The organism is Paraburkholderia phenoliruptrix, assembly GCF_902859825.1.
Classification (GTDB): domain Bacteria; phylum Pseudomonadota; class Gammaproteobacteria; order Burkholderiales; family Burkholderiaceae; genus Paraburkholderia; species Paraburkholderia phenoliruptrix.
Map to the genome: position 1 here is coordinate 1 of NZ_CADIKB010000021.1, position 23370 is coordinate 23370.

19 protein-coding genes are annotated in these 23370 nt (G+C 63.8%); 10 read left to right on the forward strand and 9 right to left on the reverse strand.

Annotated elements, in window-relative coordinates:
- Window positions 1-279: 279 nt before the first annotated feature.
- The 4 genes from HV711_RS19880 (at window position 280) to HV711_RS19895 (ending at window position 3560) form a co-directional block, all read left to right on the forward strand.
- Window positions 280-1053 carry a Smr/MutS family protein gene (locus HV711_RS19880; RefSeq protein ID WP_028360409.1) on the forward strand — a complete coding sequence of 258 codons (774 nt, stop codon included), beginning with the start codon at window positions 280-282 and terminating at the stop codon, window positions 1051-1053.
- Window positions 1053-1673: a trimeric intracellular cation channel family protein gene (locus tag HV711_RS19885; RefSeq protein WP_028360408.1), complete on the forward strand. Its 621-nt coding sequence runs from the start codon at window positions 1053-1055 to the stop codon at window positions 1671-1673. Before HV711_RS19880 ends, HV711_RS19885 begins: the two co-directional genes overlap by 1 nt.
- A gap of 126 nt (window positions 1674-1799) precedes the next feature.
- Complete coding sequence (locus HV711_RS19890; RefSeq protein WP_028360407.1) at window positions 1800-2459, forward strand: glutathione S-transferase family protein; 660 nt, start codon at window positions 1800-1802, stop codon at window positions 2457-2459.
- Between the two features lie 183 nt (window positions 2460-2642).
- Window positions 2643-3560: a LysR family transcriptional regulator gene (locus HV711_RS19895; protein ID WP_013587502.1), complete on the forward strand. Its 918-nt coding sequence runs from the start codon at window positions 2643-2645 to the stop codon at window positions 3558-3560.
- 120 nt (window positions 3561-3680) lie between these two features.
- Here HV711_RS19895 and HV711_RS19900 read toward each other — a convergent pair whose 3' ends face one another.
- From HV711_RS19900 to HV711_RS19915, 4 genes are all read right to left on the reverse strand, one after another.
- On the reverse strand, window positions 3681-4796 hold the full coding sequence (locus HV711_RS19900) for an ABC transporter ATP-binding protein (protein ID WP_013587501.1): 1116 nt from the start codon (window positions 4794-4796) through the stop codon (window positions 3681-3683).
- 89 nt (window positions 4797-4885) lie between these two features.
- Window positions 4886-5743, reverse strand: coding sequence for a carbohydrate ABC transporter permease (locus HV711_RS19905; protein WP_013587500.1), 858 nt, complete (start codon window positions 5741-5743; stop codon window positions 4886-4888).
- Entirely contained in the window at window positions 5733-6671 is a 939-nt protein-coding gene (locus HV711_RS19910; RefSeq protein WP_013587499.1) for a carbohydrate ABC transporter permease, read from the reverse strand. Before HV711_RS19910 ends, HV711_RS19905 begins: the two co-directional genes overlap by 11 nt.
- Window positions 6672-6817: 146 nt before the next feature.
- Window positions 6818-8065 (reverse strand): ABC transporter substrate-binding protein, encoded by a 1248-nt coding sequence (locus tag HV711_RS19915; RefSeq protein ID WP_013587498.1) that lies wholly within the window; start codon window positions 8063-8065, stop codon window positions 6818-6820.
- 506 nt (window positions 8066-8571) lie between these two features.
- Between HV711_RS19915 and zwf the strand changes: the two genes are divergently transcribed.
- The 4 genes from zwf to HV711_RS19935 all read left to right on the forward strand — a co-directional run bounded on the left by zwf (window position 8572) and on the right by HV711_RS19935 (window position 13790).
- Entirely contained in the window at window positions 8572-10035 is a 1464-nt protein-coding gene (gene zwf, locus HV711_RS19920) for a glucose-6-phosphate dehydrogenase (protein ID WP_035482847.1), read from the forward strand.
- Window positions 10036-10084: 49 nt separating this feature from the next.
- Window positions 10085-10831, forward strand: a complete 747-nt coding sequence (gene pgl / locus HV711_RS19925; RefSeq protein ID WP_013587496.1) for a 6-phosphogluconolactonase — start codon at window positions 10085-10087, stop codon at window positions 10829-10831.
- Entirely contained in the window at window positions 10809-12725 is a 1917-nt protein-coding gene (locus HV711_RS19930; RefSeq protein ID WP_035482849.1) for a bifunctional transcriptional regulator/glucokinase, read from the forward strand. The genes pgl and HV711_RS19930 overlap by 23 nt, the downstream gene beginning before the upstream one ends.
- A gap of 138 nt (window positions 12726-12863) precedes the next feature.
- Window positions 12864-13790: a bestrophin family protein gene (locus HV711_RS19935; protein ID WP_013587494.1), complete on the forward strand. Its 927-nt coding sequence runs from the start codon at window positions 12864-12866 to the stop codon at window positions 13788-13790.
- A gap of 22 nt (window positions 13791-13812) precedes the next feature.
- On the opposite strand, the gene HV711_RS19940 is transcribed toward HV711_RS19935, so the two are convergent.
- The 5 genes from HV711_RS19940 to apbC form a co-directional block, all read right to left on the reverse strand.
- The gene (locus HV711_RS19940) at window positions 13813-14514 is read right to left on the reverse strand and encodes a lysozyme inhibitor LprI family protein (RefSeq protein ID WP_013587493.1); all 702 of its coding nucleotides are present in this window, start codon (window positions 14512-14514) and stop codon (window positions 13813-13815) included.
- A 2-nt stretch (window positions 14515-14516) separates the two neighbouring features.
- On the reverse strand, window positions 14517-16802 hold the full coding sequence (locus HV711_RS19945; protein ID WP_013587492.1) for an arginine/lysine/ornithine decarboxylase: 2286 nt from the start codon (window positions 16800-16802) through the stop codon (window positions 14517-14519).
- An 86-nt stretch (window positions 16803-16888) separates the two neighbouring features.
- Window positions 16889-17458 carry a dCTP deaminase gene (gene dcd, locus HV711_RS19950; RefSeq protein WP_013338490.1) on the reverse strand — a complete coding sequence of 190 codons (570 nt, stop codon included), beginning with the start codon at window positions 17456-17458 and terminating at the stop codon, window positions 16889-16891.
- Between the two features lie 384 nt (window positions 17459-17842).
- Complete coding sequence (locus HV711_RS19955) at window positions 17843-18376, reverse strand: superoxide dismutase family protein (RefSeq protein ID WP_013587491.1); 534 nt, start codon at window positions 18374-18376, stop codon at window positions 17843-17845.
- A gap of 152 nt (window positions 18377-18528) precedes the next feature.
- Window positions 18529-19617, reverse strand: coding sequence for an iron-sulfur cluster carrier protein ApbC (gene apbC, locus HV711_RS19960; RefSeq protein ID WP_013587490.1), 1089 nt, complete (start codon window positions 19615-19617; stop codon window positions 18529-18531).
- A gap of 411 nt (window positions 19618-20028) precedes the next feature.
- On the opposite strand from apbC, the gene HV711_RS19965 reads away from it, so the two are divergent.
- Window positions 20029-20682 carry a YiaD family glycine zipper/OmpA-like lipoprotein gene (locus tag HV711_RS19965; RefSeq protein ID WP_035482852.1) on the forward strand — a complete coding sequence of 218 codons (654 nt, stop codon included), beginning with the start codon at window positions 20029-20031 and terminating at the stop codon, window positions 20680-20682.
- Between the two features lie 445 nt (window positions 20683-21127).
- On the forward strand, window positions 21128-23284 hold the full coding sequence (gene metG / locus HV711_RS19970) for a methionine--tRNA ligase (protein WP_035482853.1): 2157 nt from the start codon (window positions 21128-21130) through the stop codon (window positions 23282-23284).
- Window positions 23285-23370: the final 86 nt, after the last annotated feature.

Genomic DNA, 23370 nt, shown 5'->3' on the forward strand with positions numbered 1-23370 from the left:
AAAGCAGCAAGAGCACTCGATGGCCGAAATCTGGCCTAACTTGTTGCTCCGTAAGACCTTTCGCGCCACTGCCTGTCTGCATCAAAGACTTGACAGCGGACATTTTTCATTGGAAGCCGCATTATGGTCGTGAGACGCCGCGGGATCGGATCGCGGCGTTTTACGTCGCGTTTTATGTCACGTTTTATGCGGCGTGTCTTTGCGCGGGTTAATCCGCGCGTGTCAGTCCGCGGGCTTTTCCAGGTCTCATTCCGCGCTTTTTCTGCGTCCACTCACGCTATGCCGAAGAACCACCCTCATCCGCACGAACCGAAGCGCCCCCGCGCCGCCGCCCCCGCCGCGCGCGAGCCGGCCGCGCCCGCGGCCAAACCGAAGATCGAGCCGGCCGCGGGCCTGGCCCGCCTCGGCGCGCTGCGCGACGCGTTGAAGGTCGATGCGCAAAAGCGCGAGCGTGAACGCGCCGCCGCGGCGGCCGCCCAGCGCGAAGCGGCCGCGGACGCCGATCTGTTTCGGCGCGAAATCGGCGAGGTGGCGCCGCTCGCCGTGCCGCCGCGCGCCTCGTTGCCGCGCAACCCTCCGCCGCCTTTGCCGGTGCAGACGCGGCTCGACGAGGAAGCGGTGCTGCACGAAGCCATCTCGGACGAGTACGACCCCGAGGTACTGCTCGACACCGACGAAACGCTCTCCTATTGCCGCCCCGGCGTCAGCCAGGAAGTGGTGCGAAAACTGCGGCGCGGCGACTGGATCGTGCAGGCGCAAATCGATCTGCACGGCATGCGGCGCGAGGAAGCCCGCGAGGCGCTGGCCGAGTTTATCCGCGAGTCGGTCAAGCGCGGCTTGCGCTGTCTGCGCGTGATTCACGGCAAAGGTTTGGGATCGATCGGCAAGGAACCGGTGCTCAAGGGCAAAGTGCGCGCGTGGCTCGTGCAGAAAAACGAAGTGATCGCGTTTTGCCAGGCGCGCCCGCATGACGGCGGCGCGGGCGCGGTCGTCGTGTTGCTGCAACCCGGCGCCGCGCCGGCTCAAGCGCGGCCCACGGCGGAGCCGCGGTGATCCATCCGAGACTCACTCTCGCGCTCTCCATCATGGAGGCGCTGGCTATCTTCGCGTACGCCATTTCCGGTTTCATCGAGGCGAGGACGCGCCGCCTCGACGCCGTCGGCACTTTTCTCGTGGCGATCGCCACGGCCTTCGGCGGCGGCACGCTGCGCGACGTGCTGCTGGAGCGCCGGCCGTTCTACTGGGTCGAGCATCAGGACTACCTGATCGCCATTTTTGCGATGTCGCTCTTCGCCCCGACTCTGCTGAAGATGACCTCGCGCCTCCTGTCCGAGCGCGTGCTGCTGGTGGCCGACGCGATCGGCCTCGGGCTCTTCAGCGTCGCGGGGACTTCGATTGCGCACGACGCCCAAATGCCCTGGTTCACCTCCGTGATGATGGGCGTGGCGACGGGCGTATTCGGCGGCGTGATCCGCGACGTGTTGTGCAACGAGGTGCCGCTGATTCTGCGCGACTCGCGGCCTTACGCGACGTGCGCTTTTGTCGGCTGCTGGCTGTATGTGCTGCTCGACTACGTGAATTTCGACACCGTGTATAGCGTGCTCATCGCCACCGGTTTTATTCTGCTGGCGCGGCTCGCGACCTTCCGCCTCAACGTGCGCCTCCCGCATTAGCGGCTTTTTCGCGTCGTGGCCGCGCGGCTGCAACGCCCGCGTGTCGATTTTGGCCGCGCCCGCTCGTCGTGACTTGAACGGCCCTGCCGGGCCGCAACAACCCTTTAACCGTCGAAGGTGATCACGATGAGCCTCAAGCTATACGCCCACCCTTTTTCATCCTACTGCCAGAAGGCGCTGATCGCGCTGTACGAGAACGGCACGCCGTTCGAGTTCCGCCTGCTCGCGCACGACGACCCGCGCATCATGGCCGAATTCGCCGAACTGTGGCCGATCCGGCGCTTTCCGGTGCTGGTCGACCACCAGCGCACGGTGATGGAGGCGACCATCATCATCGAATATCTCGGCCTCTATCATCCGGGGCCGGTCGCGCTCGTGCCCGCCGACGCCCGCGCGGCACTCGAGGCGCGCGCCATGGACCGCTTCTTCGACAACTACATTTCCACGCCGGTGCAGAAGATCGTGACGGATCGCCTGCGCCCCGAGGCGGAGCGCGACACGCGCGGCGTCGCCGAAGCGCGCGCGATGCTCGACACGGCCTACGCGTGGCTCGACAAAACCATGGCGGATCGCGAATGGGCCGCCGGCGGCACGTTCAGCGTCGCCGATTGCGCGGCGGCACCCGCGCTTTTTTACGCCGACTGGACGCACGCGATCGATCCGAAGTTCACGCAGGTGCGCGCCTATCGCGAGCGCTTGCTGGCGCGCCCGTCGTTTGCCCGCGCCGTCGACGAAGCACGGCCCTACCGCCCGCTGTTCCCGCTGGGTGCGCCTGAGCGGGATTGACTGGGACTGAGCGCAACGAAGCGCACGTGAGCGGCACTTGAGCGGCACCTGAGGCGGCACCTGAGCGGCCCAGGCGGCACCGGACCCGCCGCCCCGCCTGGCGGCCCCTTGCGGACAACATCCATGTGAGCCTATACACTTCACGTCGAAACCAATTTCCGCTCATTACCTACAAGGCCAAACATGGACCGTTTCGAAGCGATGGAGATATTTACGCGTGTGGTCGAGGCAAACAGCTTCACGAAAGTATCCGAATCGCTCGACCTGCCGCGGGCGAAAGTGAGCCGCACGATTCAGGCGCTCGAAGAACATGTGGGCGTGCGGCTTCTCAATCGTTCGACGCGCCAGGTCAGCGTGACTGAGGACGGCGCGCTCTTTTACGAGCGCTGCGTGCGCATTCTCGCGGAAGTCGCCGACGCGGAGTCGTCGCTGTCGAACAAGCGGGAGAACCCCGTAGGGACGATTCGCGTCGACACCTCGGGCACGCTCGCCCGCGCGCTGCTGCTGCCCGCACTCGACGACTTCTACCGGCGCTACCCTGAAATCGACGTGAGGCTCGGTCTCGCCGACCGCAACATCGACCTGATCCAGGACGCCGTGGATTGCGTGATCCGCATGGGCACGCCGGAAGAGTCGAGCCTCGTCGCGCGGCGCATCGGTCATGCGCGAATCGTCACGTGCGCTTCGCCCGCGTATCTGGAGAAATACGGCACGCCCACCACGCTCGATCAATTGAGCGAGCACCGCGCGGTCAACTACGTGTCGGCGCGCACCGGCAAGACCTTTCCGTTCGAGTACGAGGTCAACGGCGAAATCGCAAAAGTCGCGATGAAGAGCGTGCTCGCGGTGAACGACGGCTCGGTCTACATTCGCGCGGGCGCGCTCGGCCACGGCATCATTCAACCGTCGCGCTTCATGGTCGCGCATCTGATCGAGCGCGGCGTGTTGAAGGAAATTCTCACCGACTACACGAGCCCCGGCACGCCGCTGTCCATTCTGTACGCGCATCGCCGCAATCTCAGCTCGCGGCTGCGCGCGTTCACCGAATGGGTGACGGAACTCGTGCGCAACAATCCGGACTTGCGTCTGCCGGAGGCCTGACGCTCGAGCGCGGCGACTGTTCAAGACAGGCGCATAAGCAAAGCCCCTTGGGTCTCGCGACCCGAGGGGCTTTTCGCTTCAAACCGAAAGACGCGGCGTCTGTTGCGCGGTCGCCCGAACTCAGGCGATCCGCTCCTCGTTCGACGGATCGAACAATACCGCCTTCGACGTATCGAACAGCAGCGTCGTGTTGGTCAGCGGCTGCGGATTCGACGCCGGGTGCACGCGGCTCACCACGCGCTTGCCGTTGATCTGCGCGAACACGAGCGTATCAGGACCGGTCGGCTCGATCACGTCGACCTTCACTTCGATCTGTTGCAGCTTGCCGTGGTCGCCATGCGCCCCGCGCGAATCGGTAATGCGCTCGGGGCGCAAGCCGAGAATTACGTCGCGACCGATATGCGATCTGACCTGCGCGGAGTCGAACGGCAGCAGAAGCGCCGTGCGCGTCACGCCCGTGTCCAGTTCGAGGCCCACGCCCGCGCCCTGTTCGACGAGCTTGCCCTGAATGAAGTTCATGGGCGGCGCGCCGATGAAGCCGGCCACGAACAGGTTCGACGGCGAGTCGTAAATGTCCTGCGGCGCACCGAATTGCTGCACGATGCCGTCTTTCATCACGGCGATGCGGTCGCCGAGCGTCATGGCTTCGATCTGATCGTGCGTCACGTAGACGATCGTCGTGCCGAGGCGTTGATGCAGCAGCTTGATTTCCGAGCGCATCTCGATACGCAGCTTGGCGTCCAGGTTCGAAAGCGGCTCGTCGAACAGAAACATCACCGGATCGCGCGCAAGCGCGCGGCCCATGGCGACGCGCTGCCGCTGGCCGCCGGACAGTTGGCCCGGCTTGCGATCCAGCAGATGCGTGATCTGCAGCGTGTTCGACACGCGGTCGACAATCTGCGCCTGCTCGCTTTTCGGCACTTTGCGGATGTTCAGGCCGAACGAAATGTTCTCGCGCACCGTCATGGACGGATACAGCGCGTACGACTGGAACACCATCGCGATATCGCGATCTTTCGGCGAGAGGTTGTTCACCGTCTTGCCGTCGATCTGGATCTCGCCCTTGGTCACCGTTTCGAGGCCGGCAATCATGTTGAGCAGCGTCGACTTACCGCAGCCCGAGCCGCCGACGAGAATCAGGAACTGACCGTCTTCGATGTCGATGTTGACACCCTTCAGAACCGGCACCCCGTTCGGGTAAGTCTTGTACACGTCACGGATGGAAAGGCTTGCCATGCTGTGAATCCTCTAGTCTCTGGTACTGCCTGAAAACGTCTGTTTGACGGCAGCGCTGAGTGGGTCGAGCGCTGCCGGCTTCGAATGGTTCAGCCCTTCACTGCGCCGGCCGTCAGTCCGCGCACGAAATAACGTCCGGCCACGATGTAGACGAGCAAGGTGGGCAGCGCGGCGATGATCGCGCCAGCCATGTCCACGTTGTATTCCTTCACGCCCGTCGACGTGTTCACGAGGTTGTTCAGCGCCACGGTGATCGGCATGGAATCGACGCCGGAGAACACGATACCGAACAGGAAGTCATTCCAGATCTGCGTGAATTGCCAGATCAGGCACACCATGAAAATGGGCAGCGACACAGGCAACAGGATCTTCGTGAAGATGGTGAAAAAACCGGCACCGTCGATGCGCGCCGCCTTCACGAGTTCAGCCGGCACGCTCACGTAGAAGTTGCGGAAGAACATCGTCGTGAATGCGATACCGTAGATCACGTGCACCACCACGAGACCGGTCGTCGTGTTGGACAGACCGAGCGCGCCTTCGAAACGCGCCATGGGCAGCAGGATCGCCTGGAACGGAATGAAGCAGCCGACCAGCAGCATCGTAAAGATCGGATCGGCGCCGCGAAAACGCCAGTGCGTGAGCACATAACCGTTGAACGCGCCGATGATCGACGAAATCAGCACCGCCGGAATCACCATGCGCACCGAGTTCATGAAGAACGGCTGCATGCCGTCGCAGCGCACGCCGGTACAGGCGCCGCTCCATGCCTTGATCCACGGATCGACGGTCCAGTGCGACGGCGGCGTGAGCAGGTTGCCCGTGCGCAGCTGATCGATGTCCTTGAACGACGTGGACAGCATCACGTACAGCGGAAACAGGAAGTACAGGGCAAACAGAATCAGCGCCGCGTAAATGACGGCACGGCTGATCGTCATCTTAGGCTGCATTGCGGGTGCTCCTCGATTCCAGATACATGAGCGGCACGAGCACGGCCACGACGGTGGCGAGCATCATGATCGACGATGCCGCGCCGACGCCGAGCTGCCCGCGATTGAACGAAAACGTGTACATGAAAATGGCCGGCAGCGACGACGACGTGCCCGGACCGCCCGCCGTCAACGCGACGACGAGGTCGAAGGTCTTGATCGTGATGTGGCAGAGAATCAGCAGCACGGAGAAGAACACCGGACGCATGCTCGGAATGACGATCTTGCGGTAGATGGTGGGCAGACTCGCGCCGTCCATTTGCGCCGCCTTGAAGATTTCGCCGTCCACGCCGCGCAGGCCGGCGAGAAAGAGCGCCATCACAAAGCCGGTGGACTGCCACACCGCCGCGATCACCACGCAGAAAATCGCCTTGTCGGGGTCGCCGAGCCAGCCGAACGAGAAGCTCGTCCAGCCCCAGTCGTGAAAGACCTTTTCGAGGCCGATGCTCGGCGTCATGATCCACTGCCACGCCGTGCCGGTCACGATGAACGACAGCGCCATCGGGTACAGGAACACCGCGCGCAGCGCGCCTTCGTTGCGAATCTGCTGATCGAGCAGAATCGCGAGAAAGAGACCGAGGCCGATGCAGATGCCGATGAACGGAATACCGAACCAGCCGAGGTTCGCGGCCGAGGTCCAGAACACGTCGTTATCGAACAGTTCGCGATAACGGTCGAAACCGACGAAGTCGTAGCGCGGCATCAACCGCGAATTCGACATCGACAGATAGCCGGTAATGGCGATGAAGCCGTAAACGAAAATCAGGCTGATCACGACGCTGGGTGCGAGCACCAGCTTCGGGATGAAGCGATCGGCAAGGGCCGCCATGGGCGACGCGCGGCGGGCGACGGTAGCCGTTTTCCCGTTTCCGCTGATAGAAGCAGTCACTACTCGACTCCTGCTGGAACTGTCAGGTGAAGCCGCGTGCATCGGATGCGCGCGCGTGCCAGGGACGCACACCGCATGACGCGAATTCACGCGATCAACGGCGCGAAGGGCGCGCCGATACCCGGACGCGCCCTTCGCTACTTCACTTACTTGGTCTTCGCTGCCTTCGCGAGCGCCGCAACCGCGCTCTTCGAATCCTGCTGCGAGTTCATGAACTTCGTGACGACGTCGGAGATCGCGCCGGCTGCCGCGTCCGGCTGAGCCATGCCGTGAGCAAGCGACGGCACGTAGCCGCCCGACTTGATCGCGGTTTGCTCATCCGCGTACGACTTTTTCGCGCAGTCGTCGAACTTCGCCATCGACACGCCGAGACGCACCGGGATCGAGCCCTTGTACAGGCTGAACTGTTCCTGGAATTCCGGCGACATGATCGTCTTCGCGAGAGCGAGCTGTCCCGGCGTTGCAGCCTTCTGGCCCTTCTGCTGGAAGAACACGAACGAGTCGACGTTGAACGTGTACGACTTTTCGGTGCCCGGCACGGCGGCACAGACATAGTCCGAACCCGACTTCTTGCCGGCGTTCGCGAATTCGCCCTTCGCCCAGTCGCCCATGAACTGCATGCCGGCCTTGCCGTTGATAACCATGGCCGTTGCCAGATTCCAGTCACGGCCCGTGCGGCCCGCGTCGAAGTAACCCTGGATCTTGCGGACCGTGTCGAACACGCCGACCATCTTGTCCGACGTCAGCGTCTTTTCGTCGAGGTCGACCAGCGCCTTCTTGTAGAAGTCGGCGCCTTGCGACAGCACGACGTCTTCCCACAGCGTCAGGTCTTGCCAGGGCTGGCCGCCCATCGCGATCGGCTGGATGCCCGCGGCCTTCATCTTGTCGGCCACCGCGAAGAACTCGGGCCACGTGGTCGGCACCTTGCCGCCTGCCTTGTCGAGCGCTGCCTTGTTGATATACAGCCAGTTCACGCGATGCACCGAGAACGGCGCCGCGACGTAGTGGCCGTCCGCGTGCATGATCTTGTCGATTTCCGGCGGCAGATTCTTCTTCCAGTCACCGGCGACGGAGTCGATCGGCACCAGCACGCCTTGCGAAGCCCAATCCTGGATCAGCGGGCCCTTGATCTGCGCGGCGCTCGGCGCATTGCCCGAGATCACCTGCGTCTTCAGTGCCGTCATGGCAGCCGCGCCGGCGCCGCCTGCAACCGCAAAGTCCTTCCACGTGTAACCTTGCTTCGTCATGTCGTCCTTGAGGACGCCGACGGCTTTCGATTCGCCGCCCGAAGTCCACCAGTGCAACACTTCGACCGACTCGGCCGCCTGCACAGCCGAGACGCCACACATCAGACCTGCGGCGCACAGAGCGCCCATGATCGCGCGAAATTTCATTGCTTATCTCCTCCAGACACCTGAACAAAAAACGAATGGCCCCTGATGTCGCCAGGGTGCTGTGGTTGGTTCAAACAGGCAAAACACTGGGCGATCGAGCACGGTCGGGCGCATGCGGCGCATGTGCCGGCGGACCGATGTCGGCCGCTGGAAGCTCAAGAGATGAGTGGTTCGGGATGCAAAGACTGTCTCCTCTTTTGATTTTTGCCCGCCCGCGTCGCGCGGCAGACTCGAGGTGCCTTGCACGTCAACCGGGGCAACCCGTTCGCCGATGCCGGCAGGCGTTGTCCCGTTGTCCGTTAACATGCGAGGGGAGCGCCTGCCGATTCGCGAAACGCGCAGCCTACCTGCCCGCGCACGCTTTTTTCATCGAATTAGCGCTACCTCTTGATTTGAATTGTAGTTAAACTACAATTCAGTGTCAAAAAATATTTTATCGGACTACGGTCGCCCTTTCCGGGCAGTAAGCGGTCAGCGCGGCGGCCCCAGGACATCGACGGAGACTCATGCAAACCGATTCAAGCTTCACCTTCGTTCTCTTCGGCGGAACCGGCGATCTGTCGATGCGCAAGATTCTCCCAGCACTGTTTGAAGCACACCGTGCGGGCGGCATGCTGGCCGACAGCGGCAAGATCGTCGCGGTCGCGCGTCACGTGGCGGATCGCAGCGAATACCTTCAGTGGGTGAACGAGCACGTCAAGCCGCATGTGTCGAAGAACGGTGTCGACGAAGCGGCATGGGCGAGCTTTCTTACACGCATCGAGTTCGCGAAGATCGACCTCGGCAATCCCGACGACTTCGTGCTGCTGCGCGACGCGGTGAAAGACCTGCCCGGCATCCGCGTGTTTTATCTGGCCACGGGACCGTCGCTCTTCGTGCCGATCTGCCGCGCGCTGGCGTCGGTCGGGCTCAACGAAAACGCGCGCATCGTGCTCGAAAAGCCGCTCGGCTACGACCTCAAGTCGTCGAATGCGATCAACGACGCGGTCGGCGAAATCTTCGCGGAAGAGCAGATCTACCGTATCGACCACTACCTCGGCAAAGAACCCGTGCAGAACCTGTTGGCGCTGCGCTTCGGCAATGCCCTGTTCGAACCGCTGTGGCGCCGCGAGTGGGTGGAAAGCATCCAGATCACGATCGCCGAGGAACTCGGCGTCGAAGCACGCGGCGATTTCTACGACAATACGGGTGCGCTGCGCGACATGGTGCAGAACCATTTGCTGCAACTGCTTTCCATCGTCGCGATGGAGCCGCCGCATTCGATGGACTCCGACTCCGTGCGCGACGAAAAACTGCGCGTGCTGCGGGCGCTCAAGCCCATCAGTCCGCTCGATATCGGCAAGGTTGCGGTGCGCGGCCAGTATCATTCGGGCGTGATTCGCGGCAATGCCGTGCCTGCCTATGCGACGGAGCCCGGCGTGAAGCAGAACAGCACGACGGAAACCTTCGTCGCGCTGAAGGTGGAGATTGAAAACTGGCGTTGGGCCGGCGTGCCGTTTTTCCTGCGCACCGGCAAACGGCTCGCTGACCGCGTCGCGGAAATCGTGGTGAATTTCCGCCCGGTGCCGCATTCGGCATTGGGCGCGTCGGCGCTGCGCGCGGGCGCGAATCGTCTGGTGATCCGCTTGCAGCCGAACGAGACGATTCGCCTGTACTGTCTCGCGAAGCAGCCCGGCGAAGGCATGAATCTCGCAAGCGTTCACCTCGACCTCGCGTTCGACCAGTTCTTCCGCGAAGGGCAGATGGAAGCGTATCAACGCCTTCTGCTCGACGTGATCAACGGGCGTCTTGCGTTGTTCGTGCGGCGCGACGAGCAGGAAGCCGCGTGGCGCTGGGTCGAACCGATCCTGAACGAATGGAAGGCTTCGAACAAACCGCCGAAGCCGTATGCGTCGGGTACGTGGGGCCCTGCTGCCGCCAGCGCGATGCTCGCGCAGCACGGCACCTGCTGGCTCGAAGAAGAGAATTGATTCGCGGCGGATAGTCGCCGCGCTAACAAAAAAGCAGCACGGAGGAGAAGTGATCGAGCTTCACGCTTTCGACGATCAACGCGCCCAATCCGACGCGTTGGCGAAGGCTGTCGGCGACGCGTTACATGCGTCGCTGGCCGCCCAGGCGGCAACGTCGGACGCCGGTATTGCCGGCGCGTCCACGGCCGGTATGTCCAACGCCGGCGCGCGCCCGGCTCTGCTCGCCGTGTCCGGCGGCAGCAGCCCGCGCCCGTTCCTGCAGACGTTGTCCACGCAAAGCTTCGACTGGCCGCGCATGGCCGTCACACTCGTCGACGACCGCTGGGTGCCCGAGACGGATAGCGCAAGCAACGCGCAGCTCGTGCATGCCACGCTGCTGCAAAACGCCGCGCACAACACCACCTTCTGGCCGCTCGTCGACACGTCGCAGGATCTGCATTCGCATGTCGCCGCGCTCAACGCCGACCCGCGTTTTGCGAACGTGCCCGACGTCGCCATCCTCGGCATGGGCGAAGACGGCCATACCGCGTCGATCTTCGCCGACGCGCCCGAATGGGACCATGCCATCACCACCGCCGAGCGCTTTGTCGCCGTGCATCCCGGCAGCGCGCCGCATGCGCGCGTGAGCTGGTCGCTGTCGGCGCTCAAGGAAGTGAAGCACCTGTTTCTGCTGATCGCAGGACCGCGCAAGATGGACGTGCTGAACGCCGCCGCCTCTTCGCTACAAAAAAATGCCATCTCGCAGTTGGCAAACGACAAGGGAGTGAGACTCGATGTCTACTGGTGTGCAAACTAAGGCTGTTCCGGGCGCGGGCCAGCACGCCGACGGACCGAGGCTGCTCGCCGACATCGGCGGCACCAATGCGCGCTTCGCGCTGGAAACCGGACCGGGAGAAATCGGCTCGGTGCAGGTTTATCCGTGCGCGGAGTTCCCCGGTGTTGCCGACGTCATCAAGAAGTATCTGAAGGACACGAAGATCGGCCGCGTGAATCATGCGGCGATTGCGATTGCGAACCCGGTCGACGGCGACCAGGTCAGCATGACGAATCACGACTGGACCTTCTCGATCGAAGCCACGCGCCGCGCGCTCGGCTTCGACACGCTGCTCGTCGTGAACGACTTCACCGCGCTCGCCATGGCCCTGCCGGGCCTGACCGAGGCGCAGCGCGTGCAGGTCGGCGGCGGCGCGCGCCGCCCGAACAGCGTGATCGGCCTGCTCGGTCCCGGTACGGGCATGGGCGTGTCGGGTCTGATTCCCGCCGACGACCGCTGGATCGCGCTCGGCAGCGAAGGCGGCCACGCCACCTTCGCGCCGGCCGACGAGCGCGAAGACATCGTGCTGCACTACGCGCGCAAGAAGTGGTCGCACGTGTCGTTCGAGCGCGTGGCCGCGGGCCCCGGCCTCGAAGTGATTTACCGCGCGCTCGCGGGCCGCGACAAGAAGCGCGTGGCGGCGAACGTGGATACCCGCGAGATCGTCAGACGCGCGCTGGACGGCGAGCCGCTCGCCGCCGAATCCGTCGACGTGTTCTGCGGCATTCTCGGCACCTTCGCGGGCAATATCGCGGTGACGCTCGGCGCGCTCGGCGGCATCTACATTGGCGGCGGCGTGGTGCCGCGGCTCGGCGAAATCTTCGCGCGCTCGTCGTTTCGCAAGCGCTTCGAGGCGAAGGGCCGCTTCGAAGCCTATCTGCAGAACGTGCCGACCTATGTGATTACCGCGGAATATCCCGCGTTTCTCGGTGTCTCGGCGATTCTCGCGGAGCAGTTGTCGAACCGCGCGGGCGGCAGTTCGTCGGCGGTATTCGAGCGGATCCGGCAGATGCGCGACGCGTTGACGCCGGCCGAGCGCCGCGTCGCCGATCTCGCGCTGAACCACCCGCGCTCGATCATCAACGATCCGATTGTCGACATCGCGCGCAAGGCCGACGTGAGTCAGCCGACGGTGATCCGCTTCTGCCGTTCGCTCGGTTGCCAGGGCTTGTCGGACTTCAAGCTGAAGCTCGCCACCGGTTTGACCGGCACGATTCCGGTCAGCCATAGCCAGGTGCATCTCGGCGATACCGCGACTGATTTCGGCGCGAAGGTGCTCGACAACACGGTGTCGGCGATCCTGCAGTTGCGCGAGCATCTGAACTTCGAGCATGTGGAGCGCGCCATCGACCTGCTGAACGGCGCGCGGCGCATCGAGTTTTACGGACTCGGCAATTCGAACATCGTCGCGCAAGACGCGCACTACAAGTTCTTCCGCTTCGGCATTCCGACCATTGCCTACGGGGACCTGTACATGCAGGCGGCGTCGGCGGCGCTGCTCGGCAAGGGCGACGTGATCGTCGCCGTGTCGAAGTCGGGCCGCGCGCCCGAACTGCTGCGCGTGCTGGACGTGGCGATGCAGGCCGGCGCGAAAGTGATTGCGATCACGTCGAGCAATACGCCGTTGGCCAAACGCGCCACGGTCGCGCTCGAAACCGATCACATCGAAATTCGCGAGTCGCAGCTCTCGATGATTTCGCGGATCCTGCATCTCGTGATGATCGACATTCTCGCGGTCGGCGTGGCAATTCGCCGCGCGGCGCCGAGCGCCGACGTCGCAGAAGCCGTGGCCAAAGTGCGTCAGGGCGCCGACGACGACGCCACCGCCGTGCTCGACTGGCTCAGCCACGGCGCGGCTTCATCGGCTCGCGACTAGTTCGGGCCGATGCCTGCAGGAAGGCCACGCGAAAGCGTGGCCTTTTGCATTGCATCTTTCGCATTGCGCGGCAGATCGAAGCGGGGCCGCGTCGAGCAGCGATAATAGACTCTCCATCGCTTACGGCCAGGCATACCGATGATCATTCGCCCGCATCTCCACTGGTTCCGCATGCTGCTCGCCTGGCGGGGCTCGGTCCTTCCGCAGCTGCTTCCGCGGCTCGCCCTCATTCTCGCGATTGCGGTGATCGCGGTCGCGGCGCACGACCATCTGCTGCCGATCTCGCTGAACCTCAACACGACCGCGCCGTTCTCGCTCGTCGGCATTGCGCTCGCGGTGTTTCTCGGCTTTCGCAACAACGCGAGCTACGACCGCTGGTGGGAAGCCCGCAAGCTGTGGGGCCAGTTGCTGAACGACTCCCGTTCGCTGACGCGCCAAGCGCTCACCTTGCGCACGCGCCCGTTGCCGAAAGAAGAGCTGATCGAATTCTGCACGGCGCTCGGTGCGCTCGCTCACGCGCTGCGCCACCAGCTTCGCAAGACCGATCCGCGCGAAGACCTCGCCGCGCGCCTGCCGCCCGCGCTGTTCGAGCGCGTCATGGCATCGCGCTATAAGCCGGCCACGTTACTGCTGTTTCTCGGCGAATGGGTGCAGCGTCAGGCCCAGAGCGGCGCGATCGATCCGATGGCCGTGCTTGCGTTCGACCGCAATCTGAATGGCTTGTCGGATGTGATCGGCGGATGCGAGCGCATTGCGTCCACGCCGCTGCCGTTTGCCTACTCGGTGATGATTCACCGCACGGTGTACTTCTTCTGCGCGTCGCTGCCGTTCGGACTGGTGGACAGCATCGGCATTTTCACGCCGGTGTTCTCGGTGTTCGTCGCGTACACGTTCATGGCGCACGAAGCGATTGCGTCGCAAATCGAAGAGCCGTTCGGCACCGACGACAACGACCTCGCGCTGAACACCATGTCCGTTATGATCGAAGACGCGATGCGCGACCTGCGCGGCGAGCCCGCGCTCGAGCTGCCGGGTCCGCAGCCCGAGAGTTATGCGCTCACCTGAATACGCGCGTTCGGCTGCGGATCTAGTGGTTGCCGGCCGTTTCCGACAGGCGCTTGAGCGTGGCCACGCGTGCCCCGATGATGTCGATACGGCCGCGCTCGTCGACGAGCGGCGTGGCCGCATTCAGATAAGCAGTCCACGCCTTTTGTGCGCGCGTGAGCGTGGCGCGCGAGTGTAGCGGCATTTTCGCTTGCAGACGGCGGTAGTAGCGGTTCATGTCGAACATGGCGTGTTCGCAACGCGCGTCGGCGGCACAGGCGCGCAGACGCTTCGTGTGCGGAGGGTCGCCCGCACTCGCGTCGGCCACCGCGCTGCGCAGCACGAGCGCCCGGTCGCGCACCGGCTGCAATTGCATATCGGCTTCGGCGAGCACATACATCGTGCCGCGCGTGGTGGCGAACACCGCCGCGAGCAGCTGCTTTTCGGCATCGCGCGAAGCCTGCCAGGCTGCCTGACTCTTGTCCCACTGTTTGCGCCGCACCGGCGGCAGTTCCGGCTGCAACTGCTGCCAGGCGTTGTCCAACGCGGTCTTCCAGCCGATGCGCGCCGTCTCCATGCACTGCACCTGCCCCGCCGTGGACGACATGTCGCTGCGCGCGAGACACGTGCGCATGGCCGCGTCGATCGGATCGGCGGCGGCGACTTCGGCGCGCGCCGCGAGCGGCGCGGCGCCCAGCACGAGCGCCACGGTGCAAGCGAGCGTGAGGAGTCCCGTCAGCCGCATTGTCAGACGCGCACGCAATCGACGAAATACTCGATGCGGCCGTTGATCATTTCGCCGACGAGCCCGTGGATGTCCGTGTGGAAACCCGGGAAACGCTCATTGAACTCGCGCGCAAAGCGCAGGTAGTTGACGATCGTCTTGTTGAAACGCTCGCCCGGAATCAGCAGCGGAATACCCGGCGGATACGGCGTGAGCAGGATCGATGTGACGCGGCCTTCCAGTTCGTCGATCGGCACGCGGTCAATCTCGCGGTGCGCGAGCTTCGCGAATGCGTCCGACGGCTTCATGGCCGGTTCCATGCTCGACAGATACATCTCCGTCGTGAGGCGCGCAATGTCGTTCGCGCGGTAGACGCTGTGAATCTGCTGGCACAGATCGCGCAAACCGACACGCTCATAGGTGGGATGCAGCGCGACGAAATCCGGCAGCACGCGCCACAGCGGCTGGTTGTTGTCGTAGTCGTCCTTGAACTGCTGAAGCTCCGTGACCATGGAGTTCCAGCGGCCCTTCGTAATGCCGATGGTGAACATGATGAAGAACGAATACAGCCCGGTCTTCTCGACGATGATGCCGTGCTCGGCCAGATACTTCGTGACGATCGCCGCCGGAATGCCTGTCTCGCCAAAGTCGCCGTTCATGTCGAGACCCGGCGTGACGATGGTCGCCTTGATCGGGTCGAGCATGTTGAAGCCCTCGGCGAGCGGGCCGAAGCCGTGCCACGAGTCGTCCGGGCGCAGCATCCAGTCTTCGCGCGAGCCGATGCCTTCTTCGGCGAACTGCTCCGGGCCCCACACTTTGAAGAACCAGTCGTCGCCGTATTCGGCGTCGACTTTGGTCATGGCGCGGCGGAAGTCGAGCGCCTCGGCAATCGACTCCTCGACGAGCGCCGTGCCGCCCGGGGCTTCCATCATCGCCGCGGCCACGTCGCACGACGCGATGATCGCGTATTGCGGACTCGTCGACGTATGCATCAGATACGCCTCATTAAAGCGATGCTTGTCGAAGCGGCTGTTCTTCGAATCCTGCACGACGATCTGCGACGCCTGCGAAATGCCGGCGAGAAGCTTGTGCGTGGAGTGCGTCGCGTAGATCATCGCGCCGATGCGCGGGCGGCCCGAGCCGATTGCGTGCATGTCCTGGTAGAACTCATGGAATTCGGCGTGCGGCAGCCACGCTTCGTCGAAGTGCAGCGTGTCGAGCCATTCGCCCAGCATCTCCTTGATCATCTCGACGTTGTAGATCACGCCGTCGTAGGTGCTTTGCGTGATGGTCAGAATGCGAGGCTTGAGGTTCGGGTTCTTCGCCAGCGCTTCGCGCGCGAACGGATTTGCCGCGATCTTCTTGCGGATGTTCTCCGGCTCGAATTCCGAACGCGGAATCGGCCCGATGATGCCGAAGTTGTTGCGCGTCGGAGTGAGAAACACGGGGATCGCGCCCGTCATCGTGATGGCGTGCAGGATCGACTTGTGGCAGTTGCGGTCCACGAGCACGATGTCGCCCGGCGCGACCGTGCCGTGCCAGACGATCTTGTTCGACGTCGACGTGCCGTTGGTCACGAAGAACACGTGGTCCGCGCTGAAAATGCGCGCGGCATTGCGCTCGGACGCCGCGACGGGCCCCGTGTGATCGAGCAGCTGGCCGAGTTCGTCCACGGCATTGCAGACGTCGGCGCGCAGCATATTTTCGCCGAAGAACTGGTGAAACATCTGTCCGAGCGGGCTCTTCAGGAACGCCACGCCGCCCGAGTGGCCGGGGCAATGCCACGAGTACGAACCTTCGTCGGCGTACTTCACGAGCTCCTTGAAAAACGGCGGCGAGAGCGAGTCGAGGTACACCTTGGTCTCGCGGATGATGTGGCGCGCGACGAACTCCGGCGTGTCCTCGAACATATGAATGAAGCCGTGCAGCTCGCGCAGGATGTCGTTCGGCAGGTGGCGCGAGGTGCGCGTCTCGCCGTAGAGGAAAATCGGAATGTCCGCGTTGCGGCGGCGCACTTCGGTCACGAACGCACGCAGCGCGACGATGGCGGCCGCAAGCTCCGGCGTCTCGCCTTCCACCACGACGTTTTCGACGTAGGGCAGCAGCTCGTCGTCGTCGATCGAAAGGATGAAGCACGACGCGCGGCTCGACTGCTGGGCGAACGAAGTCAGATCGCCGTAGCTCGTCAACCCGAGCACTTCCGCGCCTTCTTTCTCGATTGCTTCGGCCAAAGCCCGGATGCCGGAACCCGAGATGTTCTCGGAGCGGAAATCTTCGTCGATGATGACGACGGGAAAACGGAACTTCATGGGCGATTCTCCAAAAAGAACGACCGCTGCATTCTGAAAATCGCAGCGGTCACCCGAATAGCTGGTGGGTCAGTGCGCTGCCGACGTCACGTCTTCGGCAACGTGACGCCGTGCTGACCTTGATATTTGCCGCCGCGATCCGCGTACGACGTTTCACAAATCTCATCGCTTTCGAAAAACAGCACCTGGGCGACGCCTTCGTTCGCGTAGATTTTGGCAGGCAAAGGTGTCGTATTCGAGAATTCGAGCGTGACGTGACCTTCCCATTCCGGCTCGAACGGCGTGACGTTCACGATGATGCCGCAGCGCGCGTACGTGGACTTGCCGAGACACACGGTCAGCACCGAGCGCGGAATGCGGAAATATTCGACCGTGCGGGCGAGCGCGAACGAATTGGGCGGAATGATGCAGACGTCGCCCTTGAAGTCCACGAACGACTTCTCATCGAAATTCTTCGGATCGACTATGGTGGAGTTGATGTTCGTGAAGATCTTGAATTCGTCGGCGCAGCGAATGTCGTAGCCGTAGCTCGAGGTGCCGTAGCTGACGATCTTCCGGCCGTCCTCGGAGACGCGAATCTGATCGGGCACGAACGGCTCGATCATTTTGTGCGACTCGGCCATGCGCCGGATCCACTTGTCGGATTTGATGGTCATAGGTGAACGCTGCTCGACGTGAATAACAGATGTGTGACGGATAACCACCCGGCGCGTGCCGGATACCTTGCGGCCGGATTAGCGCGCGTCGGGTCAAAACCCCGGCGAGGCGCCCGGGCGCAGCCGCTTGCGCAACCACGCGCTGGCGCGCCTTGCGATGCCGCCAGCCGGACGGCACGACGAAAGGCGCTTATTTTACGCGATCACGACGAGGCTGCTGCAGATGCGGATCGCGGACGGTTGATCTTGCGGTAAGCGTGGCAAGAAGCGGCGAAAATGTGGCGAAAATGCGGCCACCATGCGGGGCCGAATAGCGGCCAAAACGTTGGCCAAACGGGCGGGCCAGAACGCCAGGCTCAACCGCCGGGCCACCGGCGCGTCCGCTCATTGCCGGATCACGCCGCAAGCGAGCGCCGGACCAGCGCCGTGCTGCGGGTACGCGTAGGGATCGGTGGCGTCGTGATGCAGCAGCACAGCGCGCTGCAAGACGGAACGGATGCCGTCGAGCGAAACGTCCGGCGCAACGATAAAACCGGTGGCCACGCCGTTCGCGTCTGCGTGAATGTTGCCGAGGTCGCCTTCCACGCGTGCGCCTGCTTTCAGGCGCTCGGCGGCGGGCGAGAACACCTGGCCGGCGCTCGAACCGTCGGTGGCATTGCAGTCGCCGCGCTCGTGGACTTGCAGCGCGTGGTCGCTATTGGGCGGCAAGCCCGCCAGATTGTAGGAGACCTGCACTCCGTCCGAGCGCTCGATGAACGTCACGAGGCCGCGCGCCTGATTGCCCACAGTGGGCAGCAACTGCGCGTCGGCGCGCTTTTCCTGTGGTCTCAGGAAGGCGCTGCAGCCGCATAACAGCAGGCTGCTGGCAGTCAGGACGATGAACGCATGCACCGCCTGCCCGTCGATTCGTTTTCCCATGCGATCCTCTTGCCGGCCTGGCGCCCGCCCCTGCGGCCGTCGAGCCGAACCTGTGAAGTCGACATGATACCGCGAGACCTGGCGGAATCAGACGCCGGCGACCGCGCCGGAGCACGGCCAGCCGGCCCGCGGCGCAGCATGCGCATGGCTCGTCAGGTGTTCTGCACGACGATGTTGGGAAACTTCGAGCTCATGTCGCGCGCCCGCTCGGCGATATGGACGGCCACCTTGCGCGCGATCGTGCGATAGATCTCCGCGATCCGCCCATGCGGATCGGCCACCACCGTCGGCCGGCCGGAGTCGGCCTGCTCGCGGATCGCAATGTCGAGCGGCAGGCTGCCGAGCACGTCGACGCCATATTCCTTGCCCATCCGCTCGCCGCCTCCCGCGCCGAAGATGTGCTCCTCGTGGCCGCAATTCGAGCAGATGTGCATGGCCATGTTTTCGACGATGCCGAGAATCGGAATGCCCACTTTCTCGAACATTTTCAGGCCCTTGCGCGCGTCGAGCAGCGCAATGTCCTGCGGCGTGGTGACGATCACGGCGCCCGTCACGGGCACGCGCTGCGAGAGCGTCAACTGGATGTCGCCGGTGCCCGGCGGCATATCGACGATCAGGTAGTCGAGATCGCGCCAGTTGGTCTGCCGCAGCAGCTGTTCGAGCGCCGAGGTGGCCATCGGGCCGCGCCACACCATCGGGTTGTCCTGCTCGATCAGAAAGCCGATCGAGTTGGCCTGCAGACCGTGCCCCGTCATCGGATTCATGGTCTTTTCGTCCGGCGATTCCGGGCGCCCCTCGATGCCGAGCATCACGGGCAGCGAGGGCCCATAAATGTCCGCGTCGAGTATGCCGACCGACGCGCCCTCGCTCGCGAGCGCGAGCGCCAGATTGACCGCCGTCGTACTCTTGCCGACGCCGCCCTTGCCCGACGCCACGGCAACAATATTTTTAACGTTCGGCAAGAGTTTCACGCCGCGCTGCACGGTATGCGCGGCGATCTCCTGGGAGACCTCGACGCGCGTGTGTTGCACGCCAGGTACGGCCCGCAACGCGTCGTCGAACTGCTTGCGGATCGCTTCGAACTGACGCGTGGCCGGATAGCCTAGTACCACCGCGACGCTAACCGTGTCACCCTCCACGGCGACGTTCTTCAGGTTCCTGGCCGCGGCATACGGCCGGCCAGTGTTAGGGTCAGTGACGGCTGCGAGCGCAGCGTCGACCAATGCCCGATCGATACTCATTGACACTCCGAGGGGAACACTTGCGGCGCGGCGCGATCGAACTCTCGGCCACGCGCCGGAATTTGCAAGAAATTGTTAGGCAGCATTGCGAAAACCAGGCGTGCCGGGCACCCTTCGGGCAGGCGGACCGCCGTGGGGCCGCATCGCTGCGCGCCAGCCTTTATTGTAGTGGCTCGGGCGAAGCGGTGCCGGAAGACCCTTCTTCACTGTCGGACCGGGACTGAAGACGGACCGGCGCGTTTTTCGCCACAAGTTTTCGCTGGGGGTTTCCCGCGGCTGTTGCCGCGGATCAATCCCGGCGCGAGCAGTCAGCTGTGCTGCCGCAACGTTCGCCGCCAAGGCTTGACGTTGCGCAATGCTTTACCTGCGCGCTTCGTGCGCGTCATTCGCTTCACTCGAGAGGAATCAAAAATGAATGCAAAAATCATGACTCGCCTGGCCGTTTTCGCCGTTGCCGGCTCCGTGCTGGCAGGCTGCGCTTCGCAACAGGGTACTAACACGGCCGTCGGCACGGGCGTGGGCGCCGGCACCGGTGCGGCGCTGGGCGCAATCTTCGGCGGCGGCAAGGGCGCGGCAATCGGCGCCGGCGTCGGCGCTGCGGTGGGCGGCATTACCGGCTACAACTGGCAAGCGATTCACAACAAGCTGTCGGGCGCGACCAAGGGCACCGGCACGCAGATCACCGAGCAGCCGGACGGCTCGCTCAAGCTCAACATTCCGAGCTCGGTCACCTTCGACACCAACAGCTACGCGATCAAGCCCTCCTTCGCGCCGGTGCTGGATCAGCTGACGCAGACGCTGCAGCAGAATCCGGAAGTGATCGCACAAGTCGTCGGCCACACCGACAGCACGGGTCAGCCGGCTTACAACCAGACGCTGTCGGTCAATCGCGCGCAAAGCGTGGTGGGCTTCCTCGAGCAACGCGGCATCGCGCCGCAGCGCCTGTCGGCGCAGGGCATGGGCCAGAACCAGCCGATCGCCGACAACAGCACGGAAGCCGGCCGCGCCGCCAACCGTCGCGTGGAAATCTACCTGCGCGCCACGGCGCAACACACGACGCAGTAAGGACAGCGCGGAGAAAAGCGGCGGGCCGCGCGTGAAGCGCGCCGGGCCGCCGCGCGCTGACGGAGCGCCAGGCGGCGCCGGGTGCCTTGCGCCGGCTGCTGCCTGCGCGGTGGCCGCCAGCGGCGGTGTCAACGCCGGCGCGCCGGGTGACGCCAACGCCGTAAAACGTCCAGCGCAGAAAATCTCACCTGGGAACGAAAAAAATTTCGAACTCTCGCGGAAATCCGCTGTCTGTCTTTACGGTACGTGGCTGGCGAAGCCGCCGCGTCACCATTCTCCTCTTGTCGTTGTTGCTCCGGGGTTAATCGCCCCGGTTTTTTTTGGGCGCTCGCTTTTCGCAACGGCAAGCGGCGCGACACCGGCGCGGGTCCGCGAGCCCGCGCCCGGCGGGCGTCCGCCCTGCTAGAATCGACCTTTCGTCCCACCGCAGGCTCCCACCATCCTTATGTCAGCACCCGCAACCGATCTCACCGCAGGCGCGCCGTCGGGCCGCCGCCAGATTCTCGTCACGTCGGCCCTTCCCTATGCGAATGGGCAAATTCATATCGGCCATCTGGTCGAATATATCCAGACGGACATCTGGGTCCGCGCGCTGCGAATGCACGGGCACGAGGTCTATTACGTGGGCGCCGACGACACGCACGGCACGCCGGTCATGCTGCGCGCCGAAAAGGAAGGCGTGACGCCGAAGCAGCTGATCGACCGCGTCTGGCAGGAGCACAAGCGCGATTTCGACAGCTTCGGCATTTCGTTCGACAACTACTATTCCACCGACTCGGAAGAGAACCGCGTCCTCAGCGAGAACGTCTACCTCGCGCTGAAGGAAGCCGGGCTGATCGAGGCGCGCGACATCGAGCAGGCCTACGACCCGGTCAAGGAAATGTTCCTGCCGGACCGCTTCATCAAGGGCGAGTGCCCGAAATGCGGCGCGAAAGACCAGTACGGCGACAGCTGCGAAGTATGCGGATCGACTTATCAGCCGACCGAACTCGTCAATCCGTATTCGGTCGTGTCGGGCGCCACGCCGGTTCGCAAGACGTCGACGCACTACTTTTTCCGCCTCTCCGATCCCCGCTGCGAGAACTTCCTGCGCGCGTGGGTGGGCGGCCTCGCGCAGCCGGAAGCGACCAACAAGATGCGCGAGTGGCTCGGCGACGCGGGCGAAGCGAAGCTCGCCGACTGGGACATCTCGCGCGACGCGCCGTACTTCGGCTTTGAGATTCCGGGCGCGCCGGGCAAGTACTTCTACGTGTGGCTGGACGCGCCGGTCGGCTATTACGCGAGCTTCAGGAACCTCGCGCAAAAGCGCGGTCTCGACTTCGACGCGTGGGTCCGCAAGGGCTCCACGGCCGAGCAGTATCACTTCATCGGCAAAGACATTCTGTATTTCCACACGCTGTTCTGGCCGGCCATGCTCGAATTTTCGGGCCATCGCACGCCGACCAACGTGTTCGCGCACGGCTTTCTGACGGTAGACGGCGCGAAGATGTCCAAGTCGCGCGGCACCTTCATTACGGCGCAGAGCGTGATCGACACCGGGCTGAATCCGGAATGGCTGCGCTACTACTTCGCGGCCAAGCTGAACAGCACGATGGAAGACCTCGACCTGAACCTCGACGACTTCCAGGCGCGCGTGAACAGCGATCTGGTCGGCAAGTACGTGAATATCGCGAGCCGCGCCGCGGGTTTCCTGATCAAGCGCTTCGAAGGCCGCGTGCAGGACAGCGCGATGCAGCATCCGCTCCTCGCCACGCTGCGCGCCGCCATTCCGCACATCGCTGGGAACTACGAGGCACGCGAGTACAACCGCGCGCTGCGTCACACCATGGAACTGGCCGATGCGGTCAACGCTTACGTCGACACCGCCAAGCCGTGGGACCAGGCTAAAGATCCGGCCAACGCAGTCGCGCTGCATGAAACCTGCAGCGTGAGCATCGAGGCATTCCGGCTGCTCTCGGTCGCGCTCAAACCCGTGCTGCCGAAGCTGGCGGAATCGGTCGAGGCATTCCTCGGCATCGAGCCGCTTCAATGGGCGGACGCGAATGTGCCGCTCAGCTCGGCGCGTCCCATCAACGCCTATAAGCATCTGATGACGCGTGTCGATCCGAAACAGATCGAGGCGCTGCTCGCGGCCAATCGGGAGTCGCTGCAAGCCACGCCGGAAACGGCCGCGCCTGCTGCCGACGCGAAGACGAAGTCGAAGGCCGCGAAAGCCGCAACGACCGCAGCGAGCGCTGCGGCCGCGCATGATGAAACGCCCGGCGTCATCTCGATCGACGACTTCGCAAAGATCGATCTGCGCGTCGCGAAAATTGTCGACTGCAAGGCGGTGGAAGGCTCGGACAAGCTGCTGCAACTCACGCTGGATGTCGGCGAGGAGAAAACGCGCAACGTGTTCTCGGGCATCAAGTCCGCCTATCAGCCGGAGCAGCTGATCGGCAAGCTGACGGTGATGGTCGCGAATCTGGCGCCGCGCAAGATGAAGTTCGGCCTGTCCGAAGGCATGGTGCTGGCCGCGTCGGCGGCGGATGAAAAAGCCGACCCGGGGCTCTACGTGCTGGAGCCGCACAGCGGCGCGAAGCCGGGCATGCGCGTCAAGTAACTCTTGGGAACGCGGCGGGAGCGCCCCGCTTCCCTTTGCAATACAAAAAACGGCATGCCCCTGAAAAGGCGTGCCGTTTTTTCATC